This is a genomic window from Kitasatospora sp. NPDC048715, from assembly GCF_043198905.1.
Classification (GTDB): Bacteria; Actinomycetota; Actinomycetes; order Streptomycetales; family Streptomycetaceae; genus Kitasatospora; species Kitasatospora lactacystinica.
Genome location: NZ_JBICVH010000009.1, coordinates 139804 through 157824, shown reverse-complemented (window position 1 = coordinate 157824; position 18021 = coordinate 139804). Strand labels below are relative to the sequence as shown.

The 18021-nt window shown below is 74.5% G+C and carries 18 protein-coding genes; 9 read left to right on the top strand and 9 right to left on the bottom strand.

All coding sequences use genetic code 11. The annotated features are described in order from the left end of the window. The first annotated feature begins 198 nt into the window (after positions 1 to 198). Entirely contained in the window at positions 199 to 1185 is a 987-nt protein-coding gene (locus ACGFSC_RS18525; RefSeq protein ID WP_359903247.1) for a bile acid:sodium symporter family protein, read from the top strand. Here the strand turns inward: ACGFSC_RS18525 and ACGFSC_RS18520 are convergent. The 7 genes from ACGFSC_RS18520 to ACGFSC_RS18490 form a co-directional block, all read right to left on the bottom strand. Beyond that, complete coding sequence (locus ACGFSC_RS18520) at positions 1151 to 1618, bottom strand: hypothetical protein (protein ID WP_359903250.1); 468 nt, start codon at positions 1616 to 1618, stop codon at positions 1151 to 1153. The two genes, ACGFSC_RS18525 and ACGFSC_RS18520, sit on opposite strands and share 35 nt — an antisense overlap. A gap of 68 nt (positions 1619 to 1686) precedes the next feature. Then, positions 1687 to 2364 (bottom strand): DUF402 domain-containing protein, encoded by a 678-nt coding sequence (locus ACGFSC_RS18515; RefSeq protein ID WP_359903253.1) that lies wholly within the window; start codon positions 2362 to 2364, stop codon positions 1687 to 1689. Next, positions 2361 to 3203, bottom strand: a complete 843-nt coding sequence (locus ACGFSC_RS18510) for a hypothetical protein (protein WP_359903256.1) — start codon at positions 3201 to 3203, stop codon at positions 2361 to 2363. The genes ACGFSC_RS18515 and ACGFSC_RS18510 overlap by 4 nt, the downstream gene beginning before the upstream one ends. Positions 3204 to 3272: 69 nt before the next feature. Continuing rightward, positions 3273 to 5036: a GMC family oxidoreductase gene (locus tag ACGFSC_RS18505; RefSeq protein ID WP_359903259.1), complete on the bottom strand. Its 1764-nt coding sequence runs from the start codon at positions 5034 to 5036 to the stop codon at positions 3273 to 3275. Continuing rightward, positions 5033 to 5437 (bottom strand): hypothetical protein, encoded by a 405-nt coding sequence (locus ACGFSC_RS18500; RefSeq protein ID WP_359903262.1) that lies wholly within the window; start codon positions 5435 to 5437, stop codon positions 5033 to 5035. The genes ACGFSC_RS18505 and ACGFSC_RS18500 overlap by 4 nt, the downstream gene beginning before the upstream one ends. 227 nt (positions 5438 to 5664) lie before the next feature. After that, the gene (locus ACGFSC_RS18495; RefSeq protein WP_359903265.1) at positions 5665 to 6762 is read right to left on the bottom strand and encodes a TIGR03617 family F420-dependent LLM class oxidoreductase; all 1098 of its coding nucleotides are present in this window, start codon (positions 6760 to 6762) and stop codon (positions 5665 to 5667) included. Between the two features lie 51 nt (positions 6763 to 6813). Further along, a complete protein-coding gene (locus ACGFSC_RS18490; RefSeq protein WP_359903268.1) occupies positions 6814 to 7443 on the bottom strand; it encodes a TetR family transcriptional regulator C-terminal domain-containing protein in 630 nt (209 codons plus the stop codon). Between the two features lie 110 nt (positions 7444 to 7553). Here ACGFSC_RS18490 and ACGFSC_RS18485 point away from each other — a divergent pair, with 110 nt between their 5' ends. Further along, on the top strand, positions 7554 to 9107 hold the full coding sequence (locus tag ACGFSC_RS18485) for a carboxylesterase family protein (RefSeq protein ID WP_359903271.1): 1554 nt from the start codon (positions 7554 to 7556) through the stop codon (positions 9105 to 9107). A gap of 110 nt (positions 9108 to 9217) precedes the next feature. On the opposite strand, the gene ACGFSC_RS18480 is transcribed toward ACGFSC_RS18485, so the two are convergent. After that, positions 9218 to 9898: a type 1 glutamine amidotransferase domain-containing protein gene (locus ACGFSC_RS18480; RefSeq protein WP_359903273.1), complete on the bottom strand. Its 681-nt coding sequence runs from the start codon at positions 9896 to 9898 to the stop codon at positions 9218 to 9220. A 189-nt stretch (positions 9899 to 10087) separates the two neighbouring features. Here ACGFSC_RS18480 and ACGFSC_RS18475 point away from each other — a divergent pair, with 189 nt between their 5' ends. The 3 genes from ACGFSC_RS18475 (at position 10088) to ACGFSC_RS18465 (ending at position 13428) form a co-directional block, all read left to right on the top strand. Continuing rightward, the gene (locus ACGFSC_RS18475) at positions 10088 to 10999 is read left to right on the top strand and encodes a LysR family transcriptional regulator (RefSeq protein WP_359903276.1); all 912 of its coding nucleotides are present in this window, start codon (positions 10088 to 10090) and stop codon (positions 10997 to 10999) included. Between the two features lie 916 nt (positions 11000 to 11915). After that, the gene (locus tag ACGFSC_RS18470; RefSeq protein WP_392863032.1) at positions 11916 to 12290 is read left to right on the top strand and encodes a transglycosylase SLT domain-containing protein; all 375 of its coding nucleotides are present in this window, start codon (positions 11916 to 11918) and stop codon (positions 12288 to 12290) included. A 490-nt stretch (positions 12291 to 12780) separates the two neighbouring features. Further along, complete coding sequence (locus tag ACGFSC_RS18465) at positions 12781 to 13428, top strand: transglycosylase family protein (RefSeq protein ID WP_359903814.1); 648 nt, start codon at positions 12781 to 12783, stop codon at positions 13426 to 13428. Positions 13429 to 13532: 104 nt separating this feature from the next. On the opposite strand, the gene ACGFSC_RS18460 is transcribed toward ACGFSC_RS18465, so the two are convergent. Beyond that, positions 13533 to 14291, bottom strand: a complete 759-nt coding sequence (locus ACGFSC_RS18460; protein WP_359903811.1) for a DeoR/GlpR family DNA-binding transcription regulator — start codon at positions 14289 to 14291, stop codon at positions 13533 to 13535. 88 nt (positions 14292 to 14379) lie between these two features. Between ACGFSC_RS18460 and ACGFSC_RS18455 the strand changes: the two genes are divergently transcribed. The 4 genes from ACGFSC_RS18455 (at position 14380) to ACGFSC_RS18440 (ending at position 17877) form a co-directional block, all read left to right on the top strand. Continuing rightward, complete coding sequence (locus ACGFSC_RS18455) at positions 14380 to 15078, top strand: NUDIX domain-containing protein (RefSeq protein WP_359903819.1); 699 nt, start codon at positions 14380 to 14382, stop codon at positions 15076 to 15078. A 377-nt stretch (positions 15079 to 15455) separates the two neighbouring features. Continuing rightward, the gene (locus ACGFSC_RS18450; protein WP_359903808.1) at positions 15456 to 15833 is read left to right on the top strand and encodes a hypothetical protein; all 378 of its coding nucleotides are present in this window, start codon (positions 15456 to 15458) and stop codon (positions 15831 to 15833) included. Next, complete coding sequence (locus ACGFSC_RS18445; RefSeq protein WP_359903805.1) at positions 15833 to 17179, top strand: DUF4062 domain-containing protein; 1347 nt, start codon at positions 15833 to 15835, stop codon at positions 17177 to 17179. The genes ACGFSC_RS18450 and ACGFSC_RS18445 overlap by 1 nt, the downstream gene beginning before the upstream one ends. An 11-nt stretch (positions 17180 to 17190) precedes the next feature. Continuing rightward, positions 17191 to 17877, top strand: a complete 687-nt coding sequence (locus ACGFSC_RS18440) for a hypothetical protein (protein ID WP_359903803.1) — start codon at positions 17191 to 17193, stop codon at positions 17875 to 17877. The last annotated feature ends 144 nt before the right edge of the window (positions 17878 to 18021 follow it).

Below are 18021 nucleotides of genomic sequence, written 5' to 3'. Positions count from 1 at the left end.
GCGCGCCCGGAGCAGCCACCAGGGCTCCGGGCGCGCACGGCCGGGGGGCACGCGGCGCAGGGGCACCCGGTATCGGGGCACACACCAGGGCGCGCGGCCCGGGGGCGCCGGGACCAGGCGCCCGGGGAACGGACGCAGCCGCAACGCGCTCCCGGTCCCCGCTCCCGGCGGCTGCTGCCGCGCTGGCTGGACCCGTACATGGCGGCGCTGGCCGGCACCGTCGGACTGGCCGCGCTGTTCCCGGCCTCCGGCACCTCGGCGCGAGTCGCCGGGGTGGCCTGCGACCTCGCGGTGGCAGTGCTGTTCTTCCTCTACGGTGCCAGGCTCTCCACCCGTGAGACGCTGGCCGGGCTGCGGCACCTGCGGCTGCACGGGCTGGTACTGGCTGCCACCTTCGTCCTCTTCCCCCTGCTCGGCGTGGCCACCGCACTGCTCACGCCCGTCCCACTGACCGGGCAGTTGCACACCGGGGTGCTGTTCCTCTGTCTGGCGCCTTCCACGGTGCAGTCCTCGGTGGCGCTCACCGGCGCCGCCGGGGGCAACGTGCCGGCGGCGATCTGCGCGGGCACCTACTCCAGCCTGGCGGGGCTGGTGCTCACACCCCTGCTGGCGGCCTGGCTGCTGGGATCGCACACCGCGCTGTCCGCCGACGGACTGCTGCGGATCGGGCTGCAGCTGCTCGCACCGTTCCTGCTCGGGCAGTTGCTGCGGCCGTGGCTCGGCGGTCCGCTGTCCCGGCACAAACGGGTGCTCACCCCGGTGGATCGCGGCTCGATCCTGCTGGTCGTCTACACGGCGTTCAGCGCGGCGGTGTCCCAGGGCATCTGGGGCCTGGCCACCCCCCTCGCGCTGCTCGGGCTGCTCGCGGTGCTGCTCGCCCTGCTCGCCGCCGCCCTCGCGGCCACCGGGCTCGGCGCGCGGCTGCTGGGGCTCGACCGGTCGGCCACCATCGCGGCGGTGCTCTGCGGTTCGCAGAAGAGCCTGGCCAACGGCCTGCCGATGGCCACCGTCCTGTTCGGCGCGCAAGCCGGGCTGCTGGTGCTGCCGTTGATGCTCTACCACCAGCTCCAGCTGATCGTCGGCACCGTACTCGCCGGACGCTGGTCACGGGCTCCCACGGCCGCCGCGCCCGGCCCGGTCCCGGCCGCGCTCACCGGTCCGGACGCTCCGCCAGCACCCGGCTGATCCCCCGGCGCAGCCTGGCCGAGGCCCCCGGGAGGCGGCCGAGCCGGTGCAGCCGTTCGGCCGGCAGCTCCGGCCTGCCGGCCAGCTCCAGGACGGCCGCGTACGGCCGGTCGCCCTCCCGCAGGCGGTCGCCCACGAGATCGACCAGGGCCTCCAGGGCCTCGCCCATGAGGGCGGGGTGGGCCGCGAGCAGCTCAAGGAGGCGGTTGTCGTTCCACACCAGCTGCCGGCGCCCGGCCAGTGCGGCCAGCAGGTCGGTGGGGGCGGCCGGGTTGCGGGCGATCGCGTGCCAGACGAACGGGTACTCCCCGATCGCCAGTCGGCGCAGGACCTCGGGGTTCGAGGTCCGTTCGGCGAGCCGCCGGTAGTCGCCGCCGTCGTGCAGGTGCTTGAGGGCCTCCACGTCGTCCGTCGTGTCCGCCGTCACCGTCACGTCCGCCCCCTTGGCTGTCGTTCGCACAGGGGCGCGACCCTAGCAGGTCGGCGCCGGGTGACCAGCCTTCATTCCGCTTCGACGGGGGTGCTGAGGGCGGTGTCCGGGAGGGTGGGCAGCGGGCCTGCGGGCGGCAGCTCCCAGAGCGCCGGGTCGGGGGCGAACGGGCCGGCGCGGTCCAGGAGCTGGGCGAGGGCGAGGTCCCGCGCCCGGTCCATCCACCGATGGGTGGCCTCGTCGATGACGCCGAGGCGCCGGGCGTGGGCGTACTCGTCCTCGTCCTTCCAGCTGTACGTCGAGAGATCGGGGGTGATCACCAGGTCCAGGAAGAGGTCGAGGGTGTCGAGGCCGATGGCCGTCCGCCGGTACGGGCGCTCGAAGTTGACGTACCAGTACAGCGGCCGGCCGTCGGGCGTCAGGAAGCGGTGGACGCTGAACGGCGCTCCGGCGGTGAAGCGGCTGAGCACCACGGTGTCGCGCCAGGTCCAGTCGTCGAGTTCCCACCGGCCGGCGGCGAGGTCCTCGATGCAGTCCAGCCGCGCGGCGTCGTCCCCCGCGCGGGCGGCGGCGGTCCAGCCGGCCGGGGCCAGGGTCTCCGTCCCCGGGCGGGCGGTGAGGGTCAGGCTCGCGCCGTCGTCCGCGAGCACGGTGTACGGCATGGCCGACCAGACCCTGCCGTGGGCGACGTCCCGTCGCACGGCGGTGCCGCCCGGGGCGAAGACCGGGGAGAAGGCCGGGGCCGTCATCGGATGTAGTAGGCCCGGTTGTGGGCGGCGACCGGCGGGGACTGGTAGGTCCAGACCCCGGCCGCCGGGGCGTCGGCGATCAGGTGGGCGAGGTCGCGGGCCGACTCCTCCGCAGGGTTGCCGAGATCGAGCCGGACGCGGTCGGCGGTGCGGTCGTCCAGGGCGTAGTAGCGGTAGGGCTGGTAGACGTTGAGCGGCCCGGCCAGCAGCTTGCCCTCGTCGTCGGTGCCGTAGCCGGTGATCGGCGTGTTGTTGACGGACTCGGGGGTGAGGCCGACCAGGTTCACGTCCAGGGCGAGGAGTTCCTCGTCGTGGCGGATCAGTCCGTCCTGCCCGAGGCCGGCCCGACGGCAGGAGACCGTCCAGCGTTCGCGCACGTCGGGCGCGTTGAGGGAGGGCAGGGTGGTCTCGAACCAGCCCGGGTGCTTGGGCTCGGCGTACAGCCGGCGCCCGGCGTCGATGGCGAGCGGGTTGTCGCAGAGGACGTGCAGCCGGGCGATGCCGAGCAGCTTGGTCTGGTCGTACCCCCGGGCGTACTGGCCGTAGTTGACCACCGGCATCCGCTCCTCGGCGAAGAGCGGGTGGGCGATCAGGTTGATCTCCAGCTCCTGGGTGATGCCGCCGCCGTTCGGATACTGGGCGAAGTAGAGCTGGTAGTTGAGCGAGACGCAGGCCCCGCCGTCGAAGGCGGCGACGTTCAGCCCGGGGTGGCGCTTGGCGAGCAGTTCGCGCGCCCGCGCGCGGTCGACCAGGTAGTCGACGCCGATGTTGTGCAGCGCACCGTAGTGGAAGGGCAGGTGGTACGGCTCCGGTACGGGCGGAAGCGGCAGGCCGGTCATGAGGACTCCGAGGACGGGAGAGACGGGAAGACGGGAAGACGGGGGAAACGGCGGGGGCGGTACGAGGGTTCAGGGTGCGGCCGGTGGTGCCACGGCCGCCGGGCGGTGCAGCTCCAGCAGGTCGTGGTGCATCCGCTCGGCGCTGCGCAGCGCGAGGGCGGCCATGGTGAGCGAGGGGTTGGAGGTGCCCAGGGAGGGCATCGAGCCGCAGCCGACGGCGTACAGGTTGGGGTGCTCCCAGCAGCGCTGCCAGTGGTCGACCACCGAGGTCGCGGGCGAGTCGCCCATGATGTGGGTGCCTCCGGCGTGGCCGGCGCCGCGGTAGCCGTGGACGCTTCCCCGGTGTTCGAGCCGTCCCGGCCATCCGGCCGCCGGATAGGCGGTGTGGTCCTCGGCGCCGAGCAGGGCGAACAGCTGGTCGGAGACGGCCCGGGCGGAGGTCATCCCCTCGCGGACGTACTCCGAGAGGTCGTAGCGGATGGCCGGGCCCGGCAGACCGAGCGGGTCGCGCCGGTCCGGGTCGAGGGTGACCCGGTTGGCGGGGTCTGCGGGCTGCTCCAGCTCGAACTGGAGCGAGAACTGACGGCCCAGCCGGTCGCCGAGGCGGTCGCGGAGCTCCTTGCCGCGCAGGCCCGCCGCGAGCAGCGCCGCCGCCTCGGCCTCCGGCGCGCCGCCCGCCCAGGACCAGCCCCAGTTGCCGATCTCGATCCGGAACGGCGCCCGGCGCTCCCGCCCGGGGCCGAAGCGGAACGCCTCCAGGCCGCTGGTGGAGCCGGGTCCGCGGTAGGGGCCGACCGGGCGGGGCATCAGCCCCCAGGTGAGCAGGGCCGGGTGGTCCATCAGGTTCCGGCCGACCTGGTCGCTGCGGTTGGCCAGGCCGGACAGGAGCAGCAGCCGGGCGTTCTCGATCGCGTGCGCGGCGAGGACGACCAGGTCCGCCTCCACCCGGTGGGCCGTCCCGCCCGCGAGGTACTCGACTCCTCCGGCCCGCCCGGTCTCCGGGTCGGCCAGCACCCGGCTGACGACGGCCTCCGTGCGCAGTTCGACCCCGGCCGCCCAGCGGGCCTGGGTGCGCAGCGGGGTGTACTTGGCGCCGGTGGGGCAGGCGGGGACGCAGCTGGCGCTGCCCGCGCAGAGGGGCCCGTCGGCGGATCCGGGCCTGGTCGGCACGCCGTTGCGGGCGTGCGGGGTGGCGGTGACGGCGAGCCGGGCGGAGCCGGGCGCGGCGGGGTCGCGGACGGTCCGTCCGTCGAGGGCGCGGGCCAGTTGCCGGTCGAGGTGGCTCGCCGGAACGGCTCGCATCGGGAAGTCGTAGCCGTCCGGGATGGGCAGTCCGACGGCGCGGCGCTGCTCCTCGGCGTCGGCGGCGACGCCGAGTTCCCGTTCGGCGTCGCGGTAGTGGGGTTCCAGGTCGTGGTAGCCGATCGGCCAGTTGCGGCCGTGGCCGAGGTCTCCGGTGCGGAAGTCCTCGGGGTGCATGCGCGGGGTGAGCCCGGTCCAGAGCAGTCCGGTGCCGCCGTTGGCGCGCAGGTAGCCGCTGGCGTAGGGCAGCGGCCCGTCCTGGCGGAGGTGGCCGGTGGCGGTGAAGCCGCCGTCCGGGTTTCCGGCGAGGTCGGTGACGTCGGGTGACGGGGCTTCGGGGCTGTGCGGGTAGGGCGAGGTGGGCGGTCCGCCGCCGGCCGCGCGGTGGGCGGTGGCGGTCTCGGCGCCGGTGGGCGCGGCCCGTCCGGCTTCCAGGACGAGGACCCGCCAGCCCTGCGCACCGAGGCGGTGGGCGACGAGGGTCCCGGCGAAGCCCGCGCCGACCACGACGGCGTCCCAGCGGGCGCTCATCGGCGCTCACCGCCGTTGTCCGGTACCACGGCGCTTCGGGGGGCCTCGGCCCAGCTGCCGTGGCCGGGGGCGGCGGAGCCGGGCGGGACGGCGTGGAAGGTCCGCCAGACCAGTCCCTGGTCGTGGGCCCGGGCGGAGGAGGGTGCCTCGCCGGGCCAGGCGCCGACGTACCAGAGGTGGACCAGGGCGTGCTCGTCGCGCACCTGGTGGGCCAGCGTGGTGCGGTGGTGCTCGTCCGCCATGCCGGTGGAGCGCAGTTCGGGGACGTCGAATCCGGTCAGCTCGGCGCAGACGCGCAGGAACTCGTCCAGGTCGGCCAGGGCGTCGACGTACTGGTTCGCGACGGGGTCCCAGCACTCCGCCAGGTCGTAGTCGGCCGGGTGGTCGTCGGACACGGGCACGCGGGCACCCCCATGGTCGGCAACGGGTGGCCGAGGCATGACAGGCCGGACGGCGCAACGGTCCGTACGGCGCGACAGGCCCCACAACGCGGCAGGCCAGGGCGACCCGTCCACCGGACGACCCGGCCTGCCACCGCGATCATGCCGCGCCTCCTCACCACCGGAAACGCGTTGCACGAATCTGCCCGGACTTCGTCACCCCTTGTCCGGTCGGCCGCGCATCACGATCATCCGGCGTCCGCTTCCGGTCGGCCCAGCGCCCGCACTGCCGCCAGGACGTCCAGGCCGAGCTCCGGGTCCGCGTCCTCGGGCAGGCTGACGGACAGCCGGGTGACCAGACCCGCGTACCGGCGGTGGATCTCCCGGGCGACCTCCTCGACCGGGCCGCAGACCGCGAAGGCGTCGAACACCTCGTCGTCGATCAGCGCGGCCATCTCCGCCCAGCGGCCGCGCACCGAGTGGGTGTGCAGCTCCTCCTGGAGCCCCTCCCAGCCGTGCTGCGCCAGCACCGGACGGTAGGCCGGCGTGGAGGCGTAGAACGCGAGCCGCTCACGGGTGGCGGCCCGGTTGGCCGCCAGCTCCTCCTCGGTGCGGCCGGTGGCGGTGAGCACGCTGCCGACGATCTCGAACGGCCGCTCCGTCCATGCGGCGCCCTCCGCCTCGGCCCGGGCCCGCTCCTCGGTCAGGCCCGGCAGCACCTGCTCGGTCAGGTAGGCGGTGGAGGAGAACGGGTGGCTCAGGAAGCCGTCGGCCACCGCCCCGGCGGTCCGGGTCATCAGCGGCCCGACGCCCGCCAGCAGGATGCGCGGCACGCCGGACGGGACCGGGTCCGGGGAGAACACCGGCGTCATCACCGTGTGGGTGTAGAACTCGCCCCGGAAGCGCAGCCGTTCGCCGGTCTGCCAGCTGTGCCAGATCGCCCGCACCGCGTGCACGTACTCGCGCATCCGGGCGGCCGGACGGTCCCAGGGCATGCCGAAGCGCTTCTCGATGTGCGGCTTGACCTGCGAGCCCAGCCCGATGACGGCGCGTCCGCCGGAGGCCGCGTGCAGTCCCCAGGCCTGGTAGGCGAGGGTCATCGGGGTCCGGGCGAAGGCCACCGCGATGCCGGTGGCCAGCTCGATCGACTCGGTCCGGTCGGCCGCGCGGGCCAGCTGGAGGAACGGGTCGTACGCGGTCTCGGCCACCACCAGCCGGTCCATGCCCCGGCGTTCGGCCCGCTCGGCGGCGTCCAGGATGCCCGCCGGGTGCCCGGAGGCGGTGGCGTCGAGCCCGAGGGCGGCGGGTCGGGGGGCGGCGGGTCGGAGGGTGGCGGGTCGGTCCATGGGCTGGGCTCCTGGTCGCGGGCGGCTGTGGTACCCGGGTAGCCTGCCACGTCACCTGCCGTCGACGTCCCCGCCCACGTCTCCCGGCGCCGCGAACAGCCGGTCCAGGTGCCGGTCCACGGCCGCGCGCACGGCGTCGGGCCCGACCACGTCCAGCTCCAGCAGCGTGGCGAACCCGGTGAGCGCGAGCAGCAGGTCCGTCTCCACCACCGGATCGCGGTCGGGCGCCAGCTGCCCGTCGGCGATCGCCTGCCGGACCACCTGCTCGACCGTCGCCCGCCCCTGGAGCAGGCCGCCGCGCGCCCGAGCGTGGACCTCCTCGTCGTGCAGCGCCTCCAGCACGTAGGCGGCGCCCATCCGGCTGGTCGCCCGCGCGTCGGCGTGCAGGGGCAGCAGCTCGACCAGCATCACCCGCAGCACGTCGCGCGGATGCGGCCGCCCGCCGAGCGCTCCCATCGCCAGGCCGACCCGCTGCGCGCTCTGCTCGCCGGCGAAGTCCATCGCGAAGGAGAGCATCTGCGCCCGGGAGCCGAAGTAGTGCTGGAGCTGCCCGAGCGAGATGCCGGCCTCCTGCGCGACCTCGCGCATCGTCAGGTGGGTGACGCCGCGCCGTTCCACGACCCGCCACAGCGCGCGGGCGATCGTCTCCCGGCGTTCCCGGTGGTCGACCTGCTTCGGCATCGGCGGCGGCTCCTCGTCCTCGCTCCGCGCGCTGCGGAGTCTTTTTCATACGCTTGACATAATACAGCTGACCTATAACGTGGGAAGCCTTCCGAGGGAGGAGCGCCCACATGCCGGAACAGCCCGTCATCCGCACCACCGAGGGACTCGTCCGCGGCCGCTGGGCAGCGCGCCGCGGCCGGGAACAGCGACAGGAACAGCAGCAGGAGCACGCGCGGCCGGGGGGCCGGGAGCTCGCGGTCTTCCGAGGCATCCGCTACGCCCGACCGCCCGTCGGGGCCCTCCGCTTCGCCGCCCCCGTCGAGCCCGAGTCCTGGGACGGCGTCCGCGAGGCCACCTCCTTCGGACCCGTCGTCCCGCAGTCCGGGCCGATGCCCGCCAGGACGTCCGGAGCATCCGGAGCGTCCGAGGACACCGACTGGCTGACGCTCGACGTCTGCACGCCCGATCCGGGCGCGGCCGGACTGCCGGTGCTGGTCTGGATCCACGGCGGCGGGTTCATCTCCGGGACCGCCGGCGACCCGCTGTACGACCCGACCGCCCTGGCCACCGCCGGGCTGGTCGTGGTGAGCATCAACTACCGGGTCGGCGCCGAGGGCTTCGCGCTGCTGGCGGGCGCCCCCGCCAACCGCGCCTTCCTGGACCAGATCGCCGCCCTGCACTGGGTCCGGCGCAACATCGCCCGCTTCGGCGGGGACCCGGCCCGGGTGACCGTCGCCGGGCAGTCCGCGGGCGCCGGCTCGGTCGCCGCCCTGCTCTCGACGGACCGGGCCCGCGGCCTGTTCCGGCGGGCCGTCGCCCACTCGGTGCCGGGCAACCACTGCACTCCCGCGCTGGCCGCCGAGGTCACCGCCGAACTCGCGAAGCTGCTCGGCACGGCCCCCACCGCCGCCGCACTGGCCGGGGTGCACCCCTGGCGCCTGGCCTCGGCGGTCACCGACCTGGGCGCCGCGCTGCCGGCCCGCCTCGCGCGCTGGGGCCGGCTGGCGCACAGCGGCATCGCCACCGTCCCGGTGGTCGACGGCGAGGTCCTGCCGGGCTCGCCCTGGTCGGCGCTCACCGCCGGCGTGGACCTGCTGGTCGGTCACACCCGGGACGAGTTCCGGCTGTTCAGCGTGCTCAGCGGCCGGCACGGCGGCTTCACCGAGGAGGAGGCCCGGCTGATGCTTGAGCTGTTCGCCCCGCCGGGCGGCCCGGACGCCTACCGGGCCGCCCTCCCGGGGGCGACACCCTCCGAACTCCTGGAAACCGTCGGCTCCGACGCCCTGTTCCGGGTGCCGTCCGTCCGACTCGCCGAGGCCAACGCGGCCGCCGGCGGCACCTCGTACCTCTTCGAGCTCGCCCTGCCCGCGCCCGCTCTCGACGGCGCCTTCGGCGCCTGCCACGGCCTGGACGTGCCGCTCGCCTTCGGCAGCCTGGACAGCCCGCTGGCACGGCAGTCCCTCGGCGACCGGCCCCCGCCGGAGGCGGTCCGGGTCTCGGCGGAACTGCGGCGGGCCTGGGTCCGGTTCGCGACCACCGGCGACCCGGGGTGGCCCGCCTTCGAACCGGACGGGCAGCTCACCCGGGTCCTGGACGCCCGCTCGCGGACCGTCCGCTACCCGGAACAGGCCACACACCGGATCTGGGCGGGCCACCCCCTCACCGCCTACGACCTCCGCTGACGGCGGCACGGCACGACGGAGGCACGGCACGACGGGAGCCCGCCCGGCAGCGTCGGGCGCCGCACCGCGGCACCGCCGCACCGGGCCCCGCCCAAGCCCTACACCGGCCGTTACTTCGCCGACTCCGCCAGCAGCTTCAGCAGCCCGGCGGCCACCAGGGCCGAGGAGGCCGGGTTCTGGCCGGTCACCAGGTTGCGGTCGACCACCGCGTGCGGCGCCCAGGGCTCGCCCTCCTCGAAGTCCACGCCCAGCGCGACCAGCCGGTCCTGGAGCAGCCACGGCGCCCGGTCGGCCAGCCCGGCCTGGACCTCCTCGGCGTTGGTGAAGCCGGTCACCCGGTACCCGGCGAACGGCGAGCCGCCGTCCTCGGCCCGTGCCGCGAGCAGCGCGGCCGGGCCGTGGCAGACCACGCCCAGCGGGCGTCCCGAGGCGAGCGCCCGGGTGAGCAGCCGACCGGAGTCGGCGTCGACCGCCAGGTCCTCCATCGGGCCGTGGCCGCCGGGGTAGAACACGACGTCGTAGTCGGCCGGGTCGACCTCGGCCAGCACCAGCGGCTGCCGGAACTCGGCGATCTTCGCCAGTTCCTCGGCCAGCTCGGGGTCGGTCAGGCTGGCCCGGTCCGCGACCGGGACGACGCCGCCCGGGGTGGCGACCGCGACCCGGTGGCCCGCCCCGGTGAAGGCGCGGTACGGGACGACCGCCTCCTCCGCCCAGAAGCCGGTCGGATGCTCGGTGCCGTCGTTCAGCGTCCAGACCTTCGAGCCGGTCACGACGAACAGGATGTCGGCCATGGGGTGTGCCTCCAGGGGTGCCGCGGTCCTCGCCGCGACGGTCCGCCGCGGCGCTCACACCGTCGACGCTAGACGCGCCCTGCCTGCGGGAACCAATGGGCCACGCGATACCGGGCATCGGAATTCCGATACCTCACCCGGACCGTCGAACCCGCCGGCCGGCCATCGGAATCCCGTAGGCTCGCCGGCATGAGCGATCGGCCGACCACCGGCTCCGGCCCGCTGGACCTCAACCAGCTGCGGACCTTCCTCGCCGTGCACCGGGCGGGCTCCTTCACCGCGGCCGCGCATCTGCTGGGCCTGTCCCAGTCCACGGTGACCGCGCAGATCCGGGCGCTGGAGCAGCGGCTCGGCCGGGAACTGTTCGAGCGCCGGGCGCGCGGGGTCAGCCCGCTGCCGTACGCCGACGACCTCGCCACCCGGCTGGCCGGGCCGCTGGACCGGCTCGCGGGCCTCACCGACGGGCGCGGTGACGGCGTGCCGGAGCCGGTCCACCTCGCCGGGCCGGCCGAGTTCCTCGGCGCCGTCCTGCTGGCGGAGCTGGCCCCGCTCGTCGCGGAGGGCGTCCAGCTGCGGGTCACCAGCGGGCTGACCGACCCCCTGCTGGCGGAACTGCGGGCCGGACAGCACGACCTCGTGGTCGCCACCCGGCGGCCGCCCGGCCGGACGCTGCTCGCCGAACCGCTCGCCGACGAGGAGTTCGTCCTGGTCGCGGCACCGCTCTGGGCCGAGCGGCTGGCCGGCCGGGAGCTGCCCGGCGCGCTGGCCGAGGTCCCGCTGCTCAGCTACGCCGAGGACCTGCCGATCGCCCGCCGCTACTGGCGGCACGTCTTCGACCGGCGGCTGCACGCCCGGGCCGCGGTCACCGTGCCGGACCTGCGGGCGGTGCTCGCGGCGGTGACCGCGGGCGCGGGCTGGAGCGTACTGCCCGGCTACCTGTGCCGGGCCGAACTCGCTTCCGGCGCCCTGCGGTTGCTCCACGAGCCGGCCGATCCGCCGATCAACACCGCGTACCTGGTCCGCCGCCCGGCCGGCTCGGCCAACCCGCACGTGGCCCTGGTCCGCGAGCACCTGCTGGCCGCGGCCCGCACCTGGGCGTGACCCGGCGGCCCGCCGCTCCAGCAGCAGGCGGACGGTGACCTGTGGGGAGACCATGGCCTCGCCGCGGGCGGCGGCGAGGGGCAGGGCCTCGATGCCGGGTTCGGCGTCGAGGACGTAGCGGAAGCCGGTACGGACCATGCGCTGGTCGTCGGCGAGCAGGACCCGGATGGTCAACCGGGGCCGAGCAGCACCAGCCGGGCCCGCTTCTCCCGGCCGTTGGACCGGGCCGCCTCAAGGCCGTCGCCCGGCCGCTGACCGCCGCCGCCTGCTGGCTGCCCGGCCCTGCGGGCCGGCGAACGGGGCCACGTCCCGGGCGTCCTGTGCGCCCTCGGTGCCGGTCTGGCGGTGGCCACGGCCGCCGAGTCGGTCCGCCGCTGGACCGCGCTGCCGGCCGTCCGGGGCCGCCACCCGTGGCTGCCTTCGTCGGACTGCCGCCCGCGTCTGGGGGGGTGTGGCGGGGGTCTCAACGGCGGCCGGTCGGTGGTGACCCGGTGTGACGGTGGTGGGCCCGTCAGCGATGCCGTCGGATCCCGGCCGGTGAGGGCGCTCACACACGGATGCGATGAACGACGACGGCTAGCAGTGTCCGTTTTGCCCGTCCTGCGCCACGGGGTGGAAGGTGTTCGCGCAGGCGGGGAGGGGTCGGGGCGTGCGGGGCGGCGGTTCCTTGGAATCGGAGCCGGGCGCGCGGCTACGACGGCGGATCGTAGCGAGGGGGTCTTGGCGGGGGCCGATCCGGTCTGGCAACTTGGCATTCGTCGCCAGCCACACCGGCTCCTGTCCCGCCGGTGGACGGCTTCCCGCCGCGTCACACCCCGCGACCGCTCGGCCCCTGTCCGGCCACGGTCGACACGGGGCGTGACACCGGCCCAACCCGAACGAGGTCTTGCTCTACATGCCCGCTTTCAAGCTCCGTATGCGTACCTCTGCCGCGATTCTCGCCGGCGCCGCCGGTGTGACCGCCCTGGGTGCCGCCGTGGTCCCCGCCGTCGCCTCCGCCGCCGAGGCCTCCCCGCAGGCCATCGCCGCCCAGATCGTCCCGGCGGACCAGCTGGCCTCGTTCAGCCAGATCATCTCCCACGAGTCGGGCTGGAACGTGACCGCGACCAACCCGAGCTCCGGCTCCTACGGACTGGGCCAGGCCCTGCCGGCCTCCAAGATGGCCTCGGCCGGCGCGGACTGGAAGACCAACCCCTCCACCCAGATCAAGTGGGCGCTGGACTACATGAACACCCGCTACGGCAGCCCGAACGCCGCCTGGAACTTCTGGCAGTCCCACCACTGGTACTAAGCCGACACACCGGCTTCCCCCCTCACCCCGGGGGCCGGACAGGGACCACCGGAGTGACCCACGAGGGCCTGCGCCCGCGCGATACGCGCGAGCACAGGCCCTCGCGCCGTCTCCACCACCCCGACCGCACACGCCAACCGGAAGAACCGGCCCGCGACCGCCGCCTCGCACCGGGACCGTTGATGGTGGCCCGGGTGGCCGGTCGGCTCCCCGAACCCTGACGTTCGGCCACCTCCCGACCGGTACGGGCGATGTGACTGCCCACCCGGTGGAGGTACGCGGTCGGAGCATCGGACCTGCGGCACCGTGAGCGCGAGGACCGCGACCCGCGGCACGGCTCCGCGCCACGGCCGAGGTGGCGTTCGGGTGGTGTCGAACCGCCGCCCGGAGGAGATCCCGTCCTGTCTGCAACTGTCGGCGCCCCGCCTTGTGCATGGGTGGAGAGGGCATTCCGATGCCCGGTCCCTGTTCCCGAAGGTGCGGAGCTTTCATGTCACCGCTGTCCGTGGTCCGTCGCCTGGCCCTCGCCCTCCTGCTTCCCCTGCTCGCTCTCGCCGGAGTTGTCGGCAGCGCCACGGCGTCGTCCGCCGCGGGCGCGGCCACGGGAGTCCGGGCGGGCGTGGACTGGGACGCCCTCGCCCGGTGCGAGAGCGGAGGGCGCTGGAACGCCGCCACCGGGAACGGCTACTACGGCGGACTGCAGTTCGACGCGGGGACCTGGCGCTCCAACGGAGGCCTCGGCTACGCGCCCCGCGCCGACCAGGCCACCCGCGAGCAGCAGATCGCCGTGGCCGAGAACCTCGCCGCTCGCCGCGGCCTCGCCCCGTGGCCGGCCTGCGGAAGGCGTGCCGCCCACGGCGGCGACCACACCGTCGAGCACGCCGCCCGTGACCACCGCCCGACGCAGGCACGGCCCCACTCCGCCGCGCCCCTGCTCCGCGCCGACGACGCTTCCTCGGACGACGTGAACGGCGACGATTCGGACACCTGGACCGTGCGACCCGGCGACACCCTCAGCGGTATTGCCCAGACCCTCGGCGTCCCGGACGACTGGCCGGCCCTCCACGAGCTGAACCGCGAGGTCATCGGTGACGACCCCGACCTCCTCCTGCCCGGCCAGGTCCTCGCCCTGCGTTGATAAAGCGCGAAACGAACGTGAACGAACGCGAACGAACGTGCACGCCCCTGCGGACTCCTCCGGCCCTCGGCCGAGCATGCGATCCGGTGTTCGCGCCGTAGCCGTCAGCCGGCCGCCAGGATCTCCACGCCGCGCGTCGCGAGTTGACCGAGGACCGGGTGGCCGGGATCGGCGTCGGTGATCAGTCCGCTGATGTCCTCCCAGGGCAGGACACGGAACCGGGAGGCGGTGCCGATCTTCTCGGACGAGGCGAGGACGTAGGTGTCCGCGGCCCGTGCGGCCAGGGCGCGTTTCATCGCGGCCTCGTCCGCGTCGCCGGTGGTCAGTCCGGCTTCGGGGTGCACGCCGGTGACGCCGAGCAGGCACAGGTCGGCCGAGACGTTCTGGGCGGCCTCGACGGCGGCGGCGCCGCAGGTGACCGCCGAGTGCTTGAAGAGGCGGCCGCCGAGCAGGAAGACCTCGGCCCGGGGGTGGTCGAGCAGCGCGGCCGCGATCGTCGGGCTGTGGGTGATCACGGTGCAGGCCAGGTCCGGCGGGAGGGCGTGGGCGACGGCGAGCGCGGTGGTGCCGCCGTCCAGGATCAGGGCGCCGCCCGGCCGGACGAGCGCGGCGGCGACCGCGGCGACCAGCCGTTTGCCGTCCGGCGTGACCGATTGCCGGGCCGCGTAGTCCGCGACGGCCGGGGAGACGGGCAGGGCCCCGCCGTAGACGCGCTGGCAGAGTCCCTCGGCGGCCAGGTCGCGCAGGTCGCGGCGCACGCTGTCCTCGGAGATGCCGAGGTCCGCGGCGACGTCCTTGGCCACGATCTTGCCCTCGCGGGCGAGCAGGCCCAGCAGGTGGTCACGTCTCTCGGCAGCCAGCATCCGTATTCTCTCCTGTTCTTGCACGTTTCTGCGTGTATCGTAGCGCGCCATGACCGAGAAGCCCATGCTCGTCCCGCAGGGGGGCGGCGTGACCCCCCGCCCCGGGACCGACATCCCGGACCACCGCGGCCGCACCGGCCTCGACCGCGCCGGACGCGACCTGACCCGCAACCCCGACGTCGTGGTGCGCGACGTGGAACTCACCTCACAGGGCTGGCACGTCCTGCGCCGCACCACCTTCGACCACCGGCGCCGCGACGGACGCTGGGTCACCCAGCAGCGCGAGACCTACGACCGCGGAAACGGCGCGGTCGTCCTGCCGTACGACACCGAGCGCGGCCGGGTGCTGCTCACCCGCCAGTTCCGCTACCCGGCGTACGTCAACGACCACCCGGACGGCATGCTCGTCGAGGCCGCCGCCGGGCTGCTCGACGGCGACGACCCGCTCGCCGCCGTCCGGCGCGAGAGCGCCGAGGAACTCGGCGTCACGCTCGGCCCGCTCACCCACGTCCTCGACGCCTACATGAGCCCCGGCTCCGTCACCGAGCGCCTGCACTTCTACGCCGCCCCCTACACCCCGGCCGACCGCACCGGAGCCGGTGGCGGACTGGAGGAGGACGGCGAGGACATCGAGGTGCTCGAACTGCCCTTCGCCGACGCCCTCGCCATGGTCCGCGACGGACGCATCACCGACGGCAAGACCATCCTGCTCCTGCAGTGGGCCGCCCTGGACGGACCCTTCGCCGCCGCACCGACCGTCCGGTCCCCGGCGATCGAGAGCTCGTGAGTGACGCACCGTCCCGTAGTCCCGCCACGTCGAGCGGCGGCAGCCGCGACAGCTCGCCGGCGGCGGCGTTCACGGCCGCCGCGCGGCGGGAGTCGCCGAGAACGGCCGTCATGGCGTCGGCGATCTCACCGCGCGTTGCCGTGAGGTCCAACGCGCCGCCGAGGCCGTGCCGGGCGAACGCGTCGGCGTTGCGGGACTGGTCGGCGAGAACGCCCGTGCCCAGGACGGGCGGTGCGCCCTGCACCGCCGGGGGCCCCGGACGGGAGACCGGCCGGGCGACCGGCGCGTGGTGCGACCAATAGCCGGGTACCAAGGTCCTACCGGTTTGTCGGTGTGAGGGGGCATCGAAAATGCGTCTGCTCTTTTGGTCAACGGCCTTGGCCAGTACCGGCGTTGCAATCGCACTCGCACTGTGGGCGGCACTCGGGGACGCCGCCGGGGCCGAGCTCGCGAGTGCCGTCGTCGGAGCGGTCGTCGGGCTCGCCGGGCTCGTCGCCTCGGTGTACGCGCTGCGACGGGACGGGCAGGCCGCAGGCGCAGCCGTCCGGGCCGACGGGCGCGGCGCGGTCGCCGCCGGAGGAAGCGTGACCGGCAACGCGATCGGCGCCGACAGCAGGGTCAGCGGAGCGCCCCGGGCCCCGCGCTCCGTGGCCGGTCCGACCAGGGCCGTCCTCGCCCAGGGCGAGGGCTCGGTGGCCGCCGGGGGCGACGTCGCCGGCAACGCGCTGGGCCAGGGCGGCGAGGTGGCCGGCTGATGCCGGGGTCTCGCTTCCGGCGGCGCGGGAAGCAGGATCCGTCCGAACCCGAGCGGCCGGCAGAGCACGTGGAGGTCCGCGGCGGCGGGGTCGGGGCCGGCGCCGATGTGGCCGGCAATGCCATCGGACCGCGCAGCTCGGTGACGAACAACTTCAACTACTACGGGACGGCGGAGACCGACCCGCACGCCGGCGCACCGGGGCCGACCGGCGCGGCACCCCCGGCGACGATCGGCCAGGACGAGCGCCGCTACCAGGTGTTCGTGAGCTCGACCAGCCTTGACCTCAAGCGTCACCGCGAAGCCGTCATCGACGAACTCGTCAAGGAGGGGTACATCCCCTCCGGCATGGAGCTCTTCGACGCCCGCTCGGAGGGCGCCTGGGAGGTCGTCGAGCGGGTGATCAACGACTGCGACTACCTCGTCCTCATCCTCGGGGCGCGCTACGGCGACCTCACCGGAGGCGAAGTCGGTTTCACGGAGCGGGAGTACGACCACGCCCGCTCCCTGGGGAAACCGATCCTGGTCTTCGTCCACGCCAACCCCGTCGAGCTGCACACCGACAGCTGGCAGCCGACACCGGAGGACACGGAGCGGCTCGCGGCCTTCCGCGAGAAGGTACGGACCGAACGCCTCTGGAAGCCCTGGCGCACGACCGCGGACCTGAGGAACGACGTCACCCGGTCGCTGCGGCTGGCGGTCCGGCACAATCCCCAGCCCGGCTGGGTCAAGGGCAACTCGATCGCTCACACCTTCTCCGCCGAGTGGCAGAACCTGGTGGCCCCCGGAACGCAGATCGGGGTGGTCCGGATCAGCGTGGACGGGCAGGCCGGCAACGCCCTGAGCGAGAACCTCGGGAAGGCCTCGTCGATCGGGATCATGTCCACCAGCGGCAAGCGGCTGATCGAGATCCAGACGCCCTACCTGACGAAGGCGCTCGCCGCCGGCGCGCGGATCCGCGTCCTGGTACCGCTCCCCGACGGGCAGTTCCTCGCCGACGTCGACGAGTCCGAGTCGCTGTGGGACCAGCGCTCGCCGATCACGGCCGAGGTGCGTGAGGTCGAGGCACGGCTGCGGGCGATCGTCCGCGAGGCCGGGGCACGCAGCACGACCGCCGGATCGGTCGAAATCGGCTTCTTCACCACCCACTTGCGGTCCACGATGATTCTCTGCGACCGGGACTGGGGATGGGTCACCCTGACCCTGCCACCGGCGAGGGCCCCGGAGACCCCGTCCCTGGAACTCCGCGGGACCCAGGACTTCGGTCTGATCGACGCCTGCTGGAAGCACTTCGATCGGACCTGGGCCATCGTCGGGGAGCGCGGCGAAGTGAGGACGATCTCGTGAGGCGGACTGCGATGGACCTGTGGGACACGGTGGCCCTCTCCCCCGCCGCGGCGAACCGGTGGCGTGACCGGCTCTCCGCGGCCCAGGCCTTCATGCGGGAACGGCAGCACCTGCCGGGCGTGCTGATCGAGGTCGCGGCCCAGCACCCGCTGGTCGACCGGGCCGTGCCCGGCGAGGAGTTCGCGGCCCGGCTGCGCCGCGGCCACGAGCTCTTCCAGGAGTACGCGGACACCGGTCGACCGGTGGAGATCTACGTGCCCGGCAGCCGCCACCGGCACCTCGGGGTCGAGGACGAGAGCAGCCTCAGCCGGGCGGGCGGGGACTTCCTGGGAAAGCTCGGCATCCCGTCCTCGGCCGTCCACGGCGATGACCTCAACGAGCGGTACAAGGGCGACGCCGGCGTCTACGGTTCCGCGGACGAGTGCTTCGTCGCCTCCTCGTACTTCAAGGACGGGGATTTCGGCACGCTCGTCTCCGTCTGCTCACCGGCCCAGATGATGCGCAAGACCGTGCACTACCTGCAGTTCGGGGTGTACCCGCTGAACCACACGGCGCCGACCGCGGAAGGCTTCCACGACTTCCTCTACGAGCTCCTGGTCGCGGTACCCCAGGTCATGAGCACGGACGACACGCTCCAGGACGCGGGCTCGGACGGAGCGGGGCGTCTGCGGGCCGACCGCCGTCCTCGGCCCCGCTGACGCCCGCTTCGACGCGAGGACCGGCGGTGGAGGCGGCCGTCCTCGTCGGCGAGGCAACGTCGATCGCCCTGTCGATCCGGGCCACCCTGCACGGGCCGGTGACTCTCGAACTGGCCGGGGCCCTCGACGCCGGCACGGCCGAGG